The organism is Desulfogranum japonicum DSM 18378 (genome assembly GCF_000429945.1).
Classification (GTDB): domain Bacteria; phylum Desulfobacterota; class Desulfobulbia; order Desulfobulbales; family Desulfobulbaceae; genus Desulfogranum; species Desulfogranum japonicum.
The window spans coordinates 88,087-107,413 of sequence record NZ_AUCV01000001.1; the positions used below are offsets into that span (position 1 = coordinate 88,087).

The 19,327-nt window shown below is 48.2% G+C and carries 14 protein-coding genes; 4 read left to right on the forward strand and 10 right to left on the reverse strand.

The annotated features are described in order from the left end of the window. Positions 1-160: 160 nt before the first annotated feature. Together G493_RS31635 and nhaB are read right to left on the reverse strand one after the other, a co-directional pair. Positions 161-1,858, reverse strand: coding sequence for an ABC transporter substrate-binding protein (locus tag G493_RS31635; RefSeq protein ID WP_051308899.1), 1,698 nt, complete (start codon positions 1,856-1,858; stop codon positions 161-163). A 196-nt stretch (positions 1,859-2,054) separates the two neighbouring features. After that, a complete protein-coding gene (nhaB, locus tag G493_RS0100390) occupies positions 2,055-3,683 on the reverse strand; it encodes a sodium/proton antiporter NhaB (RefSeq protein WP_028578770.1) in 1,629 nt (542 codons plus the stop codon). Between the two features lie 401 nt (positions 3,684-4,084). Between nhaB and G493_RS0100400 the strand changes: the two genes are divergently transcribed. Then, complete coding sequence (locus tag G493_RS0100400; RefSeq protein ID WP_028578771.1) at positions 4,085-4,456, forward strand: DUF423 domain-containing protein; 372 nt, start codon at positions 4,085-4,087, stop codon at positions 4,454-4,456. 8 nt (positions 4,457-4,464) lie between these two features. On the opposite strand, the gene pyrC is transcribed toward G493_RS0100400, so the two are convergent. The 4 genes from pyrC to aceE form a co-directional block, all read right to left on the reverse strand. Next, complete coding sequence (gene pyrC, locus G493_RS0100405; protein ID WP_028578772.1) at positions 4,465-5,466, reverse strand: dihydroorotase; 1,002 nt, start codon at positions 5,464-5,466, stop codon at positions 4,465-4,467. 13 nt (positions 5,467-5,479) lie between these two features. Continuing rightward, positions 5,480-6,892 carry a dihydrolipoyl dehydrogenase gene (gene lpdA / locus G493_RS0100410; protein ID WP_028578773.1) on the reverse strand — a complete coding sequence of 471 codons (1,413 nt, stop codon included), beginning with the start codon at positions 6,890-6,892 and terminating at the stop codon, positions 5,480-5,482. Positions 6,893-6,970: 78 nt separating this feature from the next. After that, positions 6,971-8,254, reverse strand: a complete 1,284-nt coding sequence (locus tag G493_RS0100415; protein ID WP_028578774.1) for a 2-oxo acid dehydrogenase subunit E2 — start codon at positions 8,252-8,254, stop codon at positions 6,971-6,973. Between the two features lie 12 nt (positions 8,255-8,266). Next, positions 8,267-10,924 carry a pyruvate dehydrogenase (acetyl-transferring), homodimeric type gene (gene aceE, locus G493_RS0100420; RefSeq protein ID WP_028578775.1) on the reverse strand — a complete coding sequence of 886 codons (2,658 nt, stop codon included), beginning with the start codon at positions 10,922-10,924 and terminating at the stop codon, positions 8,267-8,269. 422 nt (positions 10,925-11,346) lie between these two features. Here aceE and G493_RS0100425 point away from each other — a divergent pair, with 422 nt between their 5' ends. Together G493_RS0100425 and G493_RS0100430 are read left to right on the forward strand one after the other, a co-directional pair. Continuing rightward, positions 11,347-11,832, forward strand: a complete 486-nt coding sequence (locus tag G493_RS0100425) for a HyaD/HybD family hydrogenase maturation endopeptidase (RefSeq protein WP_028578776.1) — start codon at positions 11,347-11,349, stop codon at positions 11,830-11,832. Positions 11,833-11,873: 41 nt separating this feature from the next. Then, positions 11,874-12,176, forward strand: a complete 303-nt coding sequence (locus tag G493_RS0100430) for a hypothetical protein (RefSeq protein ID WP_028578777.1) — start codon at positions 11,874-11,876, stop codon at positions 12,174-12,176. Between the two features lie 34 nt (positions 12,177-12,210). Here the strand turns inward: G493_RS0100430 and G493_RS31640 are convergent, their stop codons facing one another. Then, on the reverse strand, positions 12,211-14,799 hold the full coding sequence (locus G493_RS31640) for a hybrid sensor histidine kinase/response regulator (RefSeq protein WP_161629769.1): 2,589 nt from the start codon (positions 14,797-14,799) through the stop codon (positions 12,211-12,213). A 348-nt stretch (positions 14,800-15,147) separates the two neighbouring features. Here G493_RS31640 and G493_RS0100440 point away from each other — a divergent pair, with 348 nt between their 5' ends. Next, positions 15,148-15,333 carry a hypothetical protein gene (locus G493_RS0100440; RefSeq protein WP_028578779.1) on the forward strand — a complete coding sequence of 62 codons (186 nt, stop codon included), beginning with the start codon at positions 15,148-15,150 and terminating at the stop codon, positions 15,331-15,333. Between the two features lie 57 nt (positions 15,334-15,390). Here the strand turns inward: G493_RS0100440 and G493_RS0100445 are convergent, their stop codons facing one another. From G493_RS0100445 to G493_RS0100455, 3 genes are all read right to left on the reverse strand, one after another. Next, positions 15,391-15,729, reverse strand: a complete 339-nt coding sequence (locus G493_RS0100445) for a P-II family nitrogen regulator (RefSeq protein ID WP_028578780.1) — start codon at positions 15,727-15,729, stop codon at positions 15,391-15,393. A 21-nt stretch (positions 15,730-15,750) separates the two neighbouring features. Further along, a complete protein-coding gene (locus G493_RS0100450) occupies positions 15,751-17,076 on the reverse strand; it encodes an ammonium transporter (RefSeq protein ID WP_084813376.1) in 1,326 nt (441 codons plus the stop codon). Positions 17,077-17,583: 507 nt separating this feature from the next. Beyond that, on the reverse strand, positions 17,584-18,894 hold the full coding sequence (locus G493_RS0100455; RefSeq protein WP_028578782.1) for a hypothetical protein: 1,311 nt from the start codon (positions 18,892-18,894) through the stop codon (positions 17,584-17,586). Positions 18,895-19,327: the final 433 nt, after the last annotated feature.

Below are 19,327 nucleotides of genomic sequence, written 5' to 3' on the forward strand. Positions count from 1 at the left end.
TGAATTGTTGAGTGCTTTTAGGCGTGAGCTGTCAGCAGAGTTGACATGCCTGTGATAACTTTTATCCCAGGCATGTGGCAGCTATCGGATCGCTAAGTCACTACGGGAGCACGTCCGGTGCCTCGCACATACAGCAAAATATACTCTAAAAAAATTCGGGCTAACTCTCTGCCATCTGCCTGTCGGGCTGTTCCATATGCCGTCCCAATAAATGGGCATAGGCTTCCATGGTGGTTATATCTTCCTTGGAGGGAGAAGGCATATTATCAGTACCTGTAAGAATGGCCATGCCCAAAAGGCTGTTATTTTTGCCAGGAATAAAAATAAGCAGTGAATCAGAGATGTTCACCTGTGCTTGTTGTGTTTCTGTTTTTTCCTGTTTTTCAGTGAATCCGCTGGAAGAGTTGAGGATACGGGTCAGAGTCTGCGGAATCATGAAGATGTGCCTGCTCACCTGAAAGGACGCAAGGCCTATCAGATGTGCCTGTTCCTCCCCTATGCTGTTATATGCAATGTATTGCAGTAATTTTTCAGGAGTAGTACCACTTACCTCCACAATATGCATGCCTTGTCCCTCCGCATCAAACTGAAGGAATGCAATGATACTGTACCCTGTCATCTCTGTGAGGGCTGTGCTCAGCTTGCAAGTAATTGTAGAGAGATCGGCATCGCTATATGAAACGGCAAACAGGTCGGCAAGATTGTTCAGGCTATGGCGCAGCTTCTGTATACTTCCTTCGCTGTCTGTTAAGGCTGTTTCCAGTATCGAACGTTTCTTTCTCTCCCTGGTAATAATTTTGAACGAGTATAGGGTGAAGATCAGAGATCCTGTGATGCAAATGATAACTCCGGCAATTGTTGGAATTCCAGGAAGTTGGTCTTTTTTCCGAAGGTGATCGGTGTAGAAAAAACCATCAAGTGAGAAATGGCTCTGTATCATACCATAATGGGAAAATATTTCTGCAATGTGTTGCCAGCGGCCGGGATTTATGTGTCCGATTTCAATAATGTCGGACTGGATGAGCTGTTTCATCCTTTCTGCTTCGTACTGGAGGTGCAGGGTTGTCTTCTGTGTGTCGTAACTTTTTTTGATCAGGTTTATAATTTCTTCTGGATGAGCCATGGCATAGGTCCATCCTTTGAGACTGGCCCTTCGAAAGGATTCAACCCTTTCCTGATGTTTGCGCACCTCTTCTTCTGTGGTGAACAGGCAGTCTCCATAAAAATCCACACCATACGAAGAGGGACGGATAATGGAGTGCGGCGTTTTATTCAAGGCATAATAAAAAGGCTGGTTGGTTATATAGGCGCTGATCGCGTCAATGGAGGGATCAAAGTAATCCTCTCTGGTGGCAAGACGATCCTGGATTTTCAGATTTTCCAAGTTGACCCCTTCAATCTGCAGGGTCGCGAGGAGTTCCAGATCTCTGCTTGACTGACTGAGTACCACGGTTTTGCCTAGAAGGTCCTGTGGTGTGAAAATGCCGGCATCCTGTCTGGCAACCAGAACCAAAGGAGAGTGCTGAAAAATGGCTGCGATAATGGTCAAGGGGGCACCCTGCAGTCTCCGAAGAAGTACTTCACTGTTGGTAACCCCGTATTGGGCGTTACCTGCCAGCACCTGGTCGATGGTATCTATTCCTTCACCGCCCTCAATGAGCTGCACGGCTAGTCCTTCTTCTTCATAATAGCCTTTAGCTATGGCAGCATAATAGCCTGCAAACTGGAATTGGTGATGCCAGCGTAACTGGAGGCGTATGGTATTATGTTCCTGTGCAGCCTGGCCAGGAGGTAAAGAGCCGAAAAAGAAGCAGGGGAAAAGCAGAATAATAATGGCAAGGCGGTAAGGTATCAACATGGAGAGAAAGAGTGCGCCAGGGAAGAAGCTGGAAATATCTGCATGCTGTTATCCTAGTGGGAGAAATATGGAATATCGGATTCCGTTCGTATTGTTACTGCTTCAGACAACCAAAAGCGCAGAACCATCGTGTCATGCTGATGGTTCTGCGTGTACTTGCTTCTTGTGTCCTGTTTGCGGTTGGTTGCGTTAGACGTCAGGGGGCGAGGAACAGATAAACTGATGCCAGGCCAACGATAGACATTACAATGGTGTATGGCAGGGCCAGGTAGACCATGCGGCCGTAAGACAGCTTGATGACCGGTGCCAGAGCAGAGGTCAGCAGAAAGAGAAAGGCTGCCTGTCCGTTGGGTGTTGCCACACTGGGGATGTTGGTACCTGTATTGATGGCAACGGCGAGCTTGTCCAGATGGTGGATGAGGTGATTGGCCTGGGCAGCAGCCTCTTGCGGCAGGGCGGCAAGAACTTCACTGCGTACAAGATCCGGATTGGTGAGTTTCTCCAACAATTCTGCGCCGGTCATACCAATATTAGGGATAGCTGCGAATTGCTCAACAAAATGCATTTTGGTTTCTGAAATATACACAGTGGCCACAAAAACATTGTCTGAGATCATGGATAACACGCCATTGGCAATGTAGTAGGCTGCGAGCTGTGAGTGTCCTTCCAGGCTGAGCACGTAGTTGATTATTGGAGCAAAAAGGTGCTGGTCATGGATAACTGCAACAACGGCAAAAAATACAACCAGCAGTGCGGTGAAAGGCAGGGCTTCTTCAAAGGCTTTACCGGTTTGGTGCTCCTCAACAATACCGGTGAGTGAGGTCAACAGTACAATAACAGAAAGACCTATGAGACCGACTTCAGCCAGGTGAAAAGCCAGTGCGACAATCAACCAGATACCTGCCATTGCCTGCACCACCAATTTTGCCCGGCCAGCATGACCGCGTTTTGCTTCCATCGCTATCTCTGTTTCCAGCAGGTGGGAGCGAATATTACCAGGCATCTCGACACCGTAGCTGAACCATTTTTTCTTTTCCAGAAAATAGCAGGTGAGCAGGCCACAGGCGAGTACGGGCAGGGAAACTGGAGCAACCTCTATAAAAAATTGAGGGAAATGCCAGCCCATTACTTCACCGATAAGCAGGTTCTGAGGCTCACCCACCAGGGTACAGACACCACCCAGGGCTGTTCCCACAGCTCCATGCATCATCAGATTGCGCAGAAAACCACGAAATTTGGCCAGTTCTTCACGCTCGGTTTCCTTGAGCGCCAAGTCGCTGGTCAGGTCATGACTGGTGTGGGGATCTTTGCCGGAAACATAGCGGTGGTAAACATTGTAGAACCCATAGGCAACAGCGATGATAACTGCGGTAACCGTCAGGGCGTCAAGAAAGGCAGAGAGAAAGGCTCCCGCAAAACAGAAGAGCAGGGAAATGGTGGTCTTAGATTGTACCCGGACCAGAAGGCGGGTAAAGGTGAACTGGAGAAAATCCTTCATGAAGAAAATGCCAGCCACCATAAAAATAAGCAGAAGGATAACCGCAAAGTTTGCCTCAGCCTCATGGTAGACTGTTTTGGGATGAGTCAGGCCAATGAAAACAGCCTCAAGGGCCAGAAGACCTCCTGAAGGAAGCGGATAACACTTGAGGGCCATGGCCAGGGTAAAGATAAACTCTCCGATCAAGACCCAGCCTGTGATAAAGGGGCCGACCGTATAGAGCAGTATGGGGTTGGCAATAAGAAATGCCAAAATGGTTAGCTTGTACCAGATGGGGGCGTTTCCCAGAAAGTTCCGGATAAACGCCTGGGGTAATGATTTGGGCATGTGTACTCTCCTGGATAGAAAAGGAAAAAGTGTTCTGTAACAGGTTGTTTCCTGATGTTTCAGTATATCGCAATAGACCGTCAACGAACGGTGTCGGCCATTTCCCCTGATTTCATGCTCTGGTTACCTGGGCAGGTATTCAATTCTGGCAGAAGGAAGGGGATATCTTCCGGAGGTGAAACACGCTGTCAGGAGATGGGCATGTAAAGAATCTTCCTGAAGCCTGATCGGACATTAACTAACACTTCTCTTAACAGGGTGTCAAGAAAGACTGGTATTTCCCTGTAATATGCCTGGTATTCCATGAAAAATTGGCCTGAATAGTATACCCTGTTCGTTATGCAGATGCAATCTATGGAAACAATTGCAAAACGAGGTCACTTTTTTGTAACGGAGGGGATATGTCAAAGTTGTTTTTCAGCCTGGGCGCAATATTAGGGGGATGCGCTGTAATACTTGGGGCCTGGGCAAGTCACAGAGGGATAGACCTGCTTTCATCAGAACAGGTGCACCTGATTCAGAAAGGTTTACGTTATCAAATGTACCATGGTCTGGCTTTGTTGGCTGTAGCCTGGGCTGTTGAGCAATGGCCTGCTGCCGCGATGTTTACGGGAACTGGCGGGGGGGGTATAGCCGCAGGAGTGGTGCTGTTTTCCGGCAGCCTGTATCTGAAAGCCTTTACCGTGGTTGAGCCAGGCTATATAACCCCACTCGGGGGAATGCTGCTGATTATTGGCTGGTTTTTTCTTGCACTCGGTGTCTGGCGCGGATGACCATTTTTTTAAATGGTTGAAAAAATAGACCAGGAAAGGGTTTCTTCGGCAAGGAAAGGTACCACATCGCCAAAACGGGATGGAACCTTCCACTGTTTCTTCCGCAAATGTATATTTTTTTGCACAGGGGTGATTCTATAGAATGCCCTGGCATTATTGCTGACAAAATCCTGGAGGAGGGTAACGTTGCTGTGCTCCATAAAAAGTTCCGTCAGCTTGGGCAGGGATACTGGCGCTGAAAAAATACCCGCAGCACAACCACAACATTCTTTGGTATGGCGGGGGTGCGGGGCAGAGTCTGAACCGAAAAACAGTCTGGGATGGCCACAAAATACCGCATCGCAGAGCGCCTGTCTGTCTTCCGGACGTTTGGCAATGGGTTTGCAGAAAAGATGGGGTTTCATCAGCCCTCCAACCACATCATCGAGGGTGAGGAGCAGATGATGCAGGGTGACCGTGGCACCTATATTCGGGTAGGCATCCATAAGCTGTAGAGCTGCAGCCGTGGTAATATGCTCCATTACCACGCGCAGGTTTGGAAATCGACTGGCAATTTTTTCATAAACAGCGAGAAATTCAGTTTCTCGATCCATGACAAAGCCATTGCTTTCTCCGTGAACCAGGAGAGGGATGTCCAATGCTTCCATTTCAGCAAGCGTGTCAAGGCAGGCGTCAAGGTCGGACACCCCTGATTCACTCTGCGTGGTTATGCCGGCCGGGTAAAGTTTTATACCTACAATATAAGGTTTTACAGCTTCCAGTTCTTCCCTGCTGTATTGCCTGAAAAAAAGAGTCATGTACGGGGTGAACGTATAGCCTTGGCATGCGGTTTCCACGGCCTGACGATAGTTTTGCAACCTATGTAAAGTGTTTACCGGTTCAATCAGGTTCGGCATAATAACTGCCCCGCTGAAAATGGCTGCTGTGAGTGGAGCGACATTGTTAAGCATTTCTCCTTCTCGCAGATGCAGGTGCATATCCAGGGGGGTGTGGAGTGTGATATGTTCCATGGCGAAAATGTAGCTATTTTTTCTTTGGAGGCAGCATATCTGTGATGGAACCATCCACCAGTTCCGCTGCAAAGGCAAAAGTCTCGGCAAGTGTCGGGTGGGCATGAATCGTTTTGGAGATATCTTCAGCGTCAGCACCCATTTCAAGAGCCAGAACAGCCTCGTGTATCAGTTCACCAGCATTGAGTCCACAAATTCCTGCTCCTATAATCCGGCCACTGTCTCTGGCAAAAAGAACCTTGCTGACCCCACTTGCAGCACCTGCACTGAGGGCTCGGCCACTGGCTCCCCAGGGGAATTTGCCTTTGTCATATTCGATTCCCTGTTCTTTGGCCTCTTTTTCCGTCAGCCCCATCCAGGCAATCTCGGGGGAGGTATATGCAACGGAGGGAATGGTCATGGGTGTAAACGCTGATTTATGTCCTGCAATCACTTCAGCTGCCACCTTGCCCTGATGTGTTGCCTTATGGGCAAGCATAGGATCTCCTGCCACGTCTCCAATGGCAAAAATATTTTTGGTTGCAGTTTCCTGGCGCTCGTTTACAGGTATAAAGCCTTTATCGTCCAATGCTATATCCAGTTTTTCCAAGCCAAGTCCTTCTGTATTGGGCCGCCTGCCAACGGCAACGAGCACCGCATCAAAGGCTGCTTCCTGTGAGCCTTTTGCTCCTGTGAGAGTTACTGAAATGGCCTGTTCCGTTGCCGTGATGGATTCAACGCGTGTTTGAGTATGTATACTATATTTCTTTTTCAGCTTTAAAAACAGAGGCTGTACCAGATCTTTATCTGCGGGCGGAATGAGATGATCCAACATCTCGACAATGGTAATTTCTGAGCCAAGGGCATGGTAGACCTGCGCCATTTCCAGGCCGATAATGCCACCACCTATGATAAGGAGCCGTTGGGGAACCGTCCGCAATGCCAGAGCATCGCTGGAATCCCAGATCCTGGGGTCGTGTGGGGCGTCAGGAAGTACAAAAGGATGGGAGCCAGTGGCAATGATGGCATGGCGAAACTGTACCTGTGTTTTTGCCCCTTCCTGTATCACTTCCAGATTCTGGCTGTCACTGAACGTCCCTCTTCCCCTGAGAAGTTGGATTTTACGAGCTTTGCACAATCCTTCCAGTCCAGTGGTCAGTTGTTTGATAATGTTGTTTTTTTGTTCCCTGAGTGCATCCATGTCTATTTCCGGAGCACTGAATTTTACACCAAAAGATTGTACTTCCTGGGCTTCTTCAATAACAGCTGCTGCATGTAAAAGGGTTTTGGACGGAATGCAGCCGACATTCAGGCATACCCCCCCGAGTCTCGTTTCCTGTTCAACAAGGCAGACCTCCAACCCCAGGTCTGCCGCTCTGAAGGCAGCAGTATAGCCACCCGGGCCACCGCCCAGAACAACCACGTCAACAGTAATGGTGTTTTCCATGCTTTTCTCCTTGTAGGGGGAAGGTTTCGTTTTCTGGCAATACAGCCTTTGTCCCAGGATATGCTGTTAAAATACAGACTATATCAGTGTTTTTCGTAAATCAGAAATACAATCAGCAAGGGCAACACAGAACCTGGCTGCCTCAGCACCGTCAATGATTCGATGATCATAGGATACGCTGAACGGCAGTATTCGTCTGGGAATGAAGGCTTCGCCATCCCACACCGGACGTATTGCACTTTTTGATACTCCCAGAATAGCTGCCTGCGGAGCGGTAACAATGGGGGTAAAGGCTGTACCTCCTATGCCTCCGAGGCTGGAGATTGTAAACGATGCTCCCTGAAGATCCTGTATGGTCAGTTTGCCCTCCCGTGCATTTGTACTCAGCTCACCCAGTTCCATTGCCAATGCTTTCAGACCTTTTTGATCGGCATTTTTGATCACAGGTACCACCAAGCCGTTAGGTGTGTCCACTGCTATACCGATATTGTAATATTTTTTTAGAATAATTTTTTCGCCAGGTACCAGTGAGCTGTTGAACAGAGGAAATTGCTGCAGCGCTGCAACCACGGCTTTGATGATCATAACCAGAGGACTGTAACGAGTACCTGTCTGCTTGGCCTGTGTGTTGAGAGATTGACGAAATTCTTCAAGCTCCGTGATATCACTCTCTTCAAAATGGGTAACATGGGGAATATTCAGCCAGCTCTTATGCAGGTGGGGGCCGGATATTTTTTGGATTCGTCCCAGGCTTAGATCTTCCGTTGGACCATAAACTGAAAAATCTTCTAGAGTTACAGGGGGAATGCCCGCTGTTGCACCACTCTTGTGTGCTGCCAGGGTATTTTTCACCAGGAGTTGTACGTCTTCTTTGCGAATACGTCCTTTTGGGCCTGTTCCCTGTACCTGTCCAAGTTCAATGCCCAGTTCGCGGGCATAGGCACGAACAGAGGGCGTGGCATGATAGGTGCCATCTAATTCCTGAGGCCTATCTGGAGAAGAGAGCGGTTTTTCTTCAGGGGAAGGGGGGGCTGTTGTCTGCTGATCTGGTTCCTCGGGCTTACTCAGCTGTTCCTGTTCCTTTTGGGGTGCGGTCTCTGATGTTTCCTCCTGAGATGTATCTTGTGTAGATTGAATGTCAGCGATCAGGTCGCCACTTTTAACCACATCTCCTTCGTGCAGATATATTTGTTTAACCGTTCCGCTCACAGGGGAAGGGATATCCATGACAGCTTTTTCGCTTTCTAGGGAAATCAGGGAGGCTTCCTGCTCAATGTTTTGCCCGGGTTTGACCAAAATCTCAATAACTGCGATTTCCTGCACGTCCCCGAAATCGGGGACTTTAACCTGTTCGAGAGCCATCGTTTACTCCTTTCAACGGTTAAGGGGATGCATTGAATTTGTATCCATGCCATATGTATGTAATGCTTCACTGACCTTCTTGGGGGATATAGTCTTTTGGTCGGCAAGTGCTTTCAAGGCTGCAACCGTGATATGGTAGCGGTCAATACCGAAAAAGTCACGCAGGGTTTTGCGGCTATCACTGCGACCGAATCCATCGGCACCCAGTATTGTCAAGGGGTTGGGAATCAGGCGGCGTATCTGTTCCGGATACGCCTGCAGATAATCTGTGCTTATAATTGCAGGGCCTGCAAAATCCTGCAACTTACGGGTCATGAAAGGAACACGGGATGCTTCTTCCGGATGCAGCCTGTTCCAGCGCTCTGTCTCCATTGCATCACGATGGAGTTGATTAACCCCGAGAATGGACCAGATATCTGCCTGTACCCCAAAATCACTGGCCAGGAGATCAGCCGCAGCAATCACCTCGCGAAAAATAGCTCCACTTCCCATGAGCTGTACCCGTAGTTCTCCAGGTTCCCCCTGGCGATACAGATACATACCTCGGTGTATGTTTTCCTCAATTCCTTCTGGCATATCAGGATGGGTATAATTTTCATTCAACAGGGTGATATAGTAGTATACATCTTCACCCTCTTTGAACATGCGATCCATCCCTTTTTGGATAAGTACCGCAACTTCAAAGGCAAAGGTGGGATCATAGGCAAGGCACGTGGGGATGGTGGAGGCGAGCAGCAGGCCATGTCCATCCTGATGCTGCAGCCCTTCTCCGTTCAATGTGGTTCGTCCGGATGTGGCTCCAAGGAGAAAGCCCTTTGCCCTGCTGTCGCCGGCAGCCCATAATTGATCTCCAATTCTCTGGAAACCGAACATGGAATAAAATGTATAAAAGGGGATCATCGGAACCCCGTAATTTGCATGGGCTGTTGCAGCGGCAAGCCATGATGAGATGGACCCGGCCTCGGTAATGCCCTCTTCAAGGATCTGGCCTTGAGGGTCTTCGCGATACCATGCTACGGTTTCTGAATCCTGGGGTTCATACAGTTGCCCGGTTGGCGCATAGATGCCAAGCTGCCTGAATAACCCTTCCATACCAAAGGTTCGAGCCTCATCTGGAATAATGGGTACAACATGTTTGCCAATGCTTTTATCTCTTACCAGGGTGCCAAGGAGACGGACAAAAGCCATGGTGGTGCTGAATTGCCGTTCTCCGGAAGACTCCAGGAGTGCTTTGAAGGCAGTAAGGTCAGGCGTGTCCAGGGGGATATGGGTTGTGCTCCGGAAAGGCACCGGTCCACCAAGAGCTTTGCGTTGCCTGGTTAAAAATTGTTCTTCGTGGCTGCCCTTTTCTGGCTTGATAAAGGGGAGGCTGGCAAGTTGCTCGTCTTTCAGAGGCACATGGAATCGATCACGGAAAATTTTCAGTGATTCGGTATCCATTTTTTTCACATTATGGGCCACCATGACCGATTCACCAGCCTGGCCCATACCAAATCCCTTTATGGTTTTTACCAGTATAACCACTGGTTTTCCGCGGTGCTTCGTAGCTGCTGCAAAGGCAGCATATACTTTGCGGGGATCATGCCCACCTCGGGTCATCTGCCAAAGCTCACTGTCATCCATACCTTCAATGAGCTGTAACAGTTTCGGGTCGTCACCAAAAACTTTTTCACGCAGATAGGCGGGGCCACGGGCTCGGATAGTCTGAAAATCGCCATCTACCATGGATTCAAATTTTTTCAGCAGCAAACCCTCTTTGTCGCGTTGGAGAATGGGGTCCCATTCACTTCCCCACAATACCTTGATCACATGCCAGCCTGCACCCCTGAACTTGCCTTCCAGTTCTTGAACGATCTTGCCATTTCCGCGAACCGGGCCATCAAGCCGTTGCAGGTTGCAGTTGACAACAAAGATGAGGTTGTCCAGTTGTTCACGGGCCGCCAGGGAGAGTGCTCCCAGGGATTCGGGCTCGTCTGATTCACCGTCTCCCATGAAAACCCAGACCTTGCGATTTCCAGCTTTTTTCATGTCCCGGCTGTCCATGTATTTCATGAATCTTGCCTGATAGATGGCAGCCATTGGGCCAAGACCCATTGAGACCGTTGGGAATTGCCAGAACGTAGGCATCAGCCAGGGGTGTGGATATGAAGACAGACCATTGCCGCCAACTTCCTGGCGGAAATTGTCCAGCTGCTCCTCTGTCAGTCTGCCTTCTACAAACGCCCTGGCATAAACTCCAGGGGAGCTGTGTCCCTGAAAGTAGATCATATCTGGTCCGTCTGGCGCTTCAGGGCCGCGGAAAAACCAGTTGAACCCCACTTCGTAGATGGCAGAGACAGAGGTGTAGGTGGCAATATGTCCACCCAGTCCTTTGCCGTCCTTATTGGCTCTGGCTACCATGGCCATGGCATTCCAGCGCACATACGCAGCCACGTTACGGGCAATAAAGGAATCTTCAGGTATTTTTTCCTCTTTTTCAGGGGGAATGGTGTTACAGTATGGGGTAAGAATGCCTGGTGAAGTTGAAATGCCTTTTTCTCTGGCTTTTTCCGTAAGGACACGAAGCAGGTAATCAGTTTTTTCCTCTCCTTCGTGGCGGATAACACCTTCTAGTGACTCTATCCAATCCCTTGTTTCAGCAGGATCAGGATCAGTGTAATATGAACTCATGTACGCCTCCTCACCAGTATCGTTGTTGATAGTTCATGCCAGCGTACTGTTTTTCAGCTGTTTTATGTAGCTGAACAGAACAGGCATATACGGTGCGTCAGGATAAGGGCAGAGTTTGGTTCGCCCCCCAGATATGATAAACTAAAACCATTATAAACGGTTGTCAGCAGAGATCTAAAAATTAATTCACATATAACCTGTTATTGATTATCACTACACGCTTTTATTCGGTCCCGACATCATGGCTGTGCCCAGCGCATGCTGTAAAAAAAGTTGCATGGCCGGTTGATAGTTCTTATAGGTCAGGAAGCGTTGCCTGGTGGCAGTGCAGAAAAACAAGGTGGAATCTGTAACTGGTCTGTCCTACTTTTGGCACATGTTCAGGTACCCATTTTTTAATCGCTGAAAGAGGAGAACAGACTGTGGCAGCAATAGTCTTAGGAATTGGTAACCTGCTCTTGGGTGACGAGGGCGTTGGTTGCAAGGCAGTGGAAGAATTATTGAAGCGGTATGATTTCCCAGAGGACGTGGAATGTGTCGATGGTGGAACAGCGGGTTTTGAACTGCTCTCTTTGATTGAAAATCGTAATCAGGTTATCCTCATAGATGCCATGCAGAGCGAGATGAAACCAGGCACGGTTGTCCGTATCGAGGGAGAAGACGTCCCCAAGGCTTTTTTATCCTCCCTGACTCCACATCAGTTGGGAATTTCCGATGTACTTGCCGCGGCCCAATTGACAGATGATTTTCCTGAAACTCTGGTGTTGTTTGGTGTTGTTCCCAAACAATTGGAGGTTGAAATCGGGTTGACTGAAGAAATCACTGCTGCCATGGAAAAAGTGCTTCCAGCGGTGGTTGAAGAGTTGGTGCAGTTTGGTTACGCCGTAACTGCGAAGAAAGAGGGCTAAGGGGCACGGAAATAATAGATTATGTAATCGGAGGAGAATGCATGAGCTCGTATCTGCGGATCTTTTTGGGCGTAGTTTTTCTGTTTTCTTGGTCCCTTGATTCATTGGCCTCGGAATGTAGTTCTCTGGTCGCAAATAAATGCAGTGGGTGTCATTTTACCCAAAAATTATGTCCCATGCTGGAAAAAGGCAAAGGCTCATGGGCCTGGAAAAGGAGTGTACGATCCATGAAAGAGTTTGGTGCTGCCTACACCAAGCAGGAAGAAAAACAGCTTGTCAAATGTCTGAGTAATCCTGACGAGCATGTGCGTGCTATATGTTCCGGCTCAAGTGCCAAACCCTGAGTGTTTGCCCCTGCTTTTCAATTGTTGCGTTGCATCAATGTGCCAGCACTTCCCGAATCACCTTTGCCAGCTGCTTGCCTACAAATGGTTTAACGACATACGCCTGAATTCCGATGCTTTTTGCAGTCTGTTCATCTATAACTTCACTATATCCTGTACAGAGTATGATCGGTAGGTCAGCTTTTAGCTGCAGCATCTCTTTGGCTATATCAACTCCTGTGAGTTCAGGCATTGTCATGTCTGTGACGACCACATCAATTTCATCGGCATGGGATTTGAAATATTCCAGGCTTTCCCGGCTGGAAGAAAAGGCCGTGACATTGTAGCCAAATGTGGAGAGGCTTCGTTTAATGATGCTTGCCAGTGCCTGTTCATCGTCAACCAGCAGGATGTGTTCGTTTCCCTCAATATCATTTTCCGGACCACCGCTTGGTTGTTGTTTGGCTTGCATTATCGGAAAATAGAGTCGAAAGATACTCCCCGTACCCGGATGACTCTGTACTGTTATTGCCCCGCCGAGTTTGTTTACAATACCAAGCGTGACGGCGAGTCCCAGGCCTGTTCCCTGCATAGAGGCTTTGGTGGTGAAAAACGGATCAAAGACTTGTCGCTGTATTTCCTGGGCCATGCCGATGCCTGTGTCACTGACCGTCAACATCACATAGGTACCTGGCTTCAGAACCTTGCCGTCAACTGAATGCAAAGGTTCTGAAATCAGGGTGTCTTCAACTGAAATTGAAATGGCTCCCTGGCCGTTGCTACATGCCTGGCGTGCATTTGTGCAAAGGCTCATGATGGCCTGGTGGATTTTTGTCGGGTCTGCAATAATCAGTGAACAGGTTTTTGCAATATATACCGACAGATCAATCGTGGTCGGAAGGGTCGACTTAAGCAATTTACCAACTTCCTTGACCAGGGGCTTGATGTCCATTGGATGCTGAGCTTCTTCGTCCTGTCTACTGAAGGCAAGTATCTGTTGAACCAGGTCAACGGCCCGGTTTCCCGCCTTTATCACCTGGTCAATATCCTTTTGAATATGCTCGTCCTGGGAGGCCTGTTCTCGTATGATTTCGCTGAATCCCAGAATGGCAGCCAGAATATTATTAAAATCATGTGCTATTCCTCCTGCCAGAGTGCCGATGGCTTCCATTTTCATGGCCTGGTGTAGCTGTTTTTCAAGCAGAACCTGTTCATGGAGCATTCGTTCCTGTTGGGAGATGTCCTGTATGAAGGAAAAGAGTTTTTCGCTGCCGCCCAGCTCAATTACCTGGCCGTAATATACACAGGGCACTTCTCCTCCGTCTGCCCTGGTAAGCCTAAGTTCAAGATGTTCTATCGTGTCGTTATTTCTGAGTTTTGTGTTGAGCGAGGCGATGGTTGCCGTCGGCAGGATGCCAAGGTCTACGGGGGATTTCCCTATGGCTTGCTCTCTACTGAATCCAATGGAAGTAATGAATGCCTGGTTGACATCCACATAGTGGCCGTTGTCCAATTCACTTATGGTTATGAGCATGGGGATGTGGTCGAAAACCATCCGCAGAAGAGATTCCTGTCTGGAACGTTCTGTTGTATCTCTGGATATTGCAATAACACTTTGCACGCTGTTGTCAGGGCCGCGTTCAGGTGTGAAGAATATTTCATAGGAGCGCATTCCTTTACCCTGAAGATCAAGCTCAATGCTGAGTTGTTTCGGCTCGTTAGAAGTCAGCACCTTTTTTATGGTCAGATCCAGTTTTTCTGCTACCGCCGGTGGAAAACCTAGTTCCAGATAGGTTTTTCCGAGGATTTGATCACGGGCTTTGCCCAATCTACGGCAGGCTGCATCGTTGGAGTAAATACGGCGTCCATTTCTATCAAAGCGGATAATAGAATCTGTGCTGGTGCTGACAATGGTCTCCAGCTCGTTGTTTTTGGCTTCAATGTGACTGAGATATTCTGATAGGGAACGGCGCAGCTTGTTCAGTGCATTGACGATTTGGTCAAATTCATCGTTACCTGTAGTCTTGCGGAATCTGCTCAGCTGTATGGGGTGATGGAGTGTCTCCCGGTCAAGATTATTGGAAATAGCAGCGATGGCCTGGAGGTGCCGACCTATCATGAGGTAAAAAAGGAAGTAGCAGAAGCCGCCACCTGTAATGGCCAGCACGATGATAGCGGCACCTATCTGCATACCTGTTATTTTGAGATCCTCGATGGTGGAGTCAAGTCCTGCGGTAATACGAATAGTACCCGAATCGTTGCTCTCTTGATCACGGGGCAGAGCAAGTTGCGTAGTATGCTGTAAAAGTTGCTTGGAAACGATAGCTCCGTGGGAGATGGTATGTCCATCTTTAAGGGTTATGTTGATGGCTTCAATTGCCGGGACGGTAAGCATGCCTCTGGCTATTGTAGAAACGGCTTCTTCATCATGTTCATGGAGGGCTGTGAGCAGAGAGGGTTCAACGCTAAGAAGAATTTTTTCCATGGTTGCCTGAACATTCTTTTGGGTACAGGTCAACCTGTATGTGATAAAAAGGCTTGAGATGAGCAGGCCGGCAAGCAGGCTGAAAAAAAAGACGGCCAAGGCAAATCTATGGCCAATGGAAAGGGGCATAATATGTGATATGGGAAAGCGTTGTCGCATGGCCGGTCCTGGGAGGCTATCCATGAAGAAAAGATGACCATTGATATATTATGTTGTATCTTTTTGATCTTGTTAATGCAAGTGTAGCCCAACTTTCCTGTAAATACAAAAGATCCAATGTGAAAACAGCGTGTTGATAACCTTAGCAAGTTTTTCGGGTAACTGCTCACAAGGGAGACGGGTAAACTTGAAAGTCTTCCGTATGTGTAACTGATTACAGGGTGTCTGAGATTTTCGTCAGCAGGCTGGTGTCGCGTATTTGGTCACAAAGCCAGACTGATCGCGGAAAGATCAGATGGACTGTGAGCCGTTACGTTTTTTGTTCGCTTTATCAAAAAGGGGATAACAGTGTCCATACGTTTAATTGCTGTTGAATTGTACAAAGCACAGAAAGAAGTGCATCGATTACGTGATCTTCTAGAGAAGACCACAGGCCTTGAGGCAGAGCGACTGCGCCGGGAGCTGCAGATTGCTGAGGTAAACTGTAACCAGCTTCGCAGGCGGGTGGAAGCCCGAAAGGAATTGGGGAAATAAAAAAGGGGGCTGGAAGTTCCAGCCCCCTTTGGGTGTTTGCGGGATGTCACTTGCGTGTTAGATCGCTTCGTTTCCCCTTTCTCCTGTTCGGACCCTGAGAATATCTTCTACTGGTATGATGAATATTTTACCGTCCCCGATTTTACCGGTCAGAGCTGCATCGCGAATGACTGTCACAGCCTTTTCAATCAGCTCATCGGCAAGTACCAACTCAATCTTTGTTTTTGGGTTAAAGTCAACTTTATATTCCGCGCCACGGTAGACTTCTTTATGTCCTTTCTGGCGTCCGTAACCCTTGACTTCGGTAACTGTCATTCCTGCAACGCCAATTTCATTGAGCGCTTCTTTCACTTCATCGAGCTTAAATGGCTTGATGATGGCTTCTATTTTTTTCACCTTAGATCCCTCCTGTGATTATTATTTCTGGGTGAATTCAGGATATGCTTCAAGGCCGCATTCGGAAATGTCCACACCTTCAAGCTCTTCCTCTTCGCTGACTCTGATGCCCATGGTAACCTTTATAACCAGCCAGACAACAAAGGAGGTGGCAAAAACCCAGGCAAAGATACAGGCTGCGCCGGTCAGCTGATGGAGAAGAGATATTTTTTCTCCGTCGTTGCTGATAACAACGGCAATCAAACCCCAGAAGCCACATACCCCATGTACAGAGGTGGCACCAACCGGATCGTCGATTTTCAGTTTGTCAATAAAGACAATGGATGGAACTACAAGCAGGCCGCCGACAACACCTATCAAGGTAGCAATGCCAGGTGTTGGTGATAACGGGTCAGCTGTAATTGCCACCAGGCCGGCTAGGGCACCGTTAAGAGCCATGGTGAGGTCAGCTTTACCGAACCAGAAACGGGACAGCAGCATTGCTGCAACTAGGCCGCCGGCTGCAGCGGTGTTGGTGTTGACAAATACCATGGCAACTGCGTTTGCTTCTTCAATGTTGGAGACTTTCAATTCTGATCCGCCGTTAAAACCGAACCAGCCAAGCCAGAGGATAAAGGTACCAAGAGTTGCCAGCGGCAGGTTACAACCGGGGATAGCGTTTACACGACCATCTGTATATTTACCTTTTCTCGCACCAAGAAGTAAAACACCGGCAAGGGCTGCAGCAGCACCGGTAAGATGCACGACACCTGAACCAGCAAAATCGTAGAATCCGAGCTGATCAAGGAAACCGCCGCCCCATTTCCAGTATCCTTCCACTGGATAAATGAACCCGGTCATAACAACTGCAAACAGCAGGAATGCCCAAAGTTTCATACGTTCAGCAACAGCCCCTGATACAACACTCATGGCTGTGGCAACAAAAACAACCTGAAAGAAAAAGTCACTGAGGTTGGAATAATAGATTTCACCGCCGGATTTCAGCACTTCATCTACCCCGTTATCCGGTCCCAGGAAAAAGCTGATCCCTGGAATAATACTGCTGATAGCGTCACCATACATGATATTGTATCCGCAGATGAGGTACATGATACAGGCAACTGCATAGAGGGCGATATTTTTTGTGAGAATCTCAACCGTATTTTTACCACGTACAAGTCCTGCTTCCAGCATGGCGAACCCTGCCGCCATCCACATGACAAGGGCTCCGGACATAAGAAAATAAAAGGTATCGACAGAGTAGGCCAACTGGACCAGGTTACCGGCAACGCCTTCTACAGTGGCTGCTTCTTCGGCAAAAGCAGGCAACGCCAGGGTGAGTACTGCCAGTACCGCAGCGCCACCCATGACTTTTTTTCGGTGAGATGTGTTGTAAGATTCCACGCTTCGTTCCTCCTGATGAGTGATGCCAGCACATGTGTGCTGAGTTGTAAAAAGTAAAAAATGTCAAATAATGTAGTGTAAAAAGCAAAACAGATGCCAAAATTGTTTCATTGTTACAAATCGCGTGATCTCAATAAGATGAAAACGTTTGGCAGGAGAATTGGTTTGAAGAGATGAAGAAAAATGTTCAAAAATGTAGTGAAGAAACCTTGTATATAACAATTTTGTGATAAAAATACGATTGCCAGGGGGTGTTTGTATTAACAGAGCTACAGAAGCATGGGTGAGTTTCAGGGGTTACGTCCGTAAATGCGGAGAGTTCCGGCGGTGTGAGTGGTTTGCTGAAGCTGCTAAAATGTATAATTTTCTACAAAATTGTAAATAAGCAGGAGTGGGGGTGACCAGCTCAGCGGGCGCTGGCTGGTCACGTAGCGGCGTCTTTTTATCTTATCTCTCTGATTTTATTGTATTTCAGTTTTCCTCAATGCGTGCTCTGAAGCGTTGGAGCTGTTTTTCTCGTATATGGTCAAGGTTGAGATGGTAAATATCTGCAGGAAAAAGAAAGGCGGCGACCCCTGTATCAAAGATGCGCTTCACTTCGTATTCGTCGTGTGCTACATCGCGTTGGTACATGTAATTGAGATAGGATCTGTTTGTGTGTATGATGAACTCGACCCGCATGCCTCCAAGTCTTGCGAAAAATTTGAGCATGGGGGTGTTTGCTGAGCTCCCTGTTGCTGTGCTGGTGTATGCTCCTCCGGTCAGGGTGTCGGAAATGTCTTCAAGTGTCATGAATGAGTCGGCTTTGGCCGCGCACCTGGTGAGGTGTCTGAGAAATCTTTTTACATCCGTGACGGAGTTGAGTACGGCCATGAGGCCCAGTTCGTCGTCTACGGCTGCTGCAGGGTTCTTTTCATTTTTTCTTAAAAGTTTGATGACTTTCGCCTCAGGAGGTTTTTTGCGTATAGTGACGTAGATAGGGATTTCTTTGCCTCTATCCTGGAAAAGCCTGCGTTTTATAAGCGTAAGTTTTTCGCCGCTTCTGAGAGTGGTTTGCTCGGCCTGTCCAGGGGTGATGATTGATACGCTTGTGCAGCTGAAATCTTCGGTGGCGTGCCTGGAGTGAAGATACGCTATGTCCATATCTCCGATTTTCAAAGTTGGGCTCCATACATACATGTTGAGGAAATCGATGAAGTCGGAAAATTTCTCTGTGATCTTTGTTTCTCGTTCCCGCTGGTCTATTGAGCCGGCAAGACCCATGAGGGCTAATTTACGCTTAGCTTCAAATCTTGCCTTCTTGTGAAAGCGATCGTCGAATAAGTAGAGAAGCAGGGTGACCGGTTCGGTTGCCGATTCAATCTCGTTGGTTGTTTCCAGGTGAGCGCTGTATGGTGATAACACTTTTGAGCGAAGGGACTGGATGACATCATCAGCTGTTCTTGCGTAGTCTTTTAGGCGGCGAGATATTTCTGAATCGTGACCAGCTATGCCGAACATGTTGCTCAGTAGAATGTGTGAGCGGACAATGGCTTGTTTTTTGAGTCCCTGGTCTTGGAGAAGAGCTGACGTTTCGCTGAAACTGTTTATGTCCAGGAGGTCGAAAATCTGATGTCGGACTGCTCGATATTTGGTTTTGAGCAGTTGGTCGTTTTGGAAAGCACGGAGCCATGATTTAGCCTCTTTGGAAAAAGGGCCAACCGGTGGGGTGTTTTCAATGGTGGCAAACGGACCGTTTTGCAGCATAGCCGAAAAGACAGATTTTTGATCTAGTATTCCCATATGTACAGGTAAAAGGGGGTATTTGTTGATTGGTGTTCGTCCGGAAGTGGTCTGGCCGGAGTGTTATTGCTTGTGTGGTTTCGTGTATTTTACGTTAGGTTATGAAAAGTAGCATTGTTTAGGCGGGTGTCCTTTCTGGTCAGTTTTGTGTTTGTGGTATGGCGCATCGGGCCTGAGGCGGTTGCGATGTTTTCTTTTTTTACCCGGAAACCAAACTCTGCGCAAGGGGTGAGGGGGGAGCTACCCTGCAGAGAGGAGGAGGGCAGGGTAGCTGTTGGAGGAGGCTTGTTTGGCAGTTCGTGGAGGAGGGAGACTCGCGCTGCCGGTAAGAATTGTACTGCTATGGAGTTTACTCTTTTTGGTTCGTGTTAGCCCGGTACCTGGTGTTGTACCGTTTGTTTTAATCTTAGCATGTCTTGTGCCAGAATGTTTT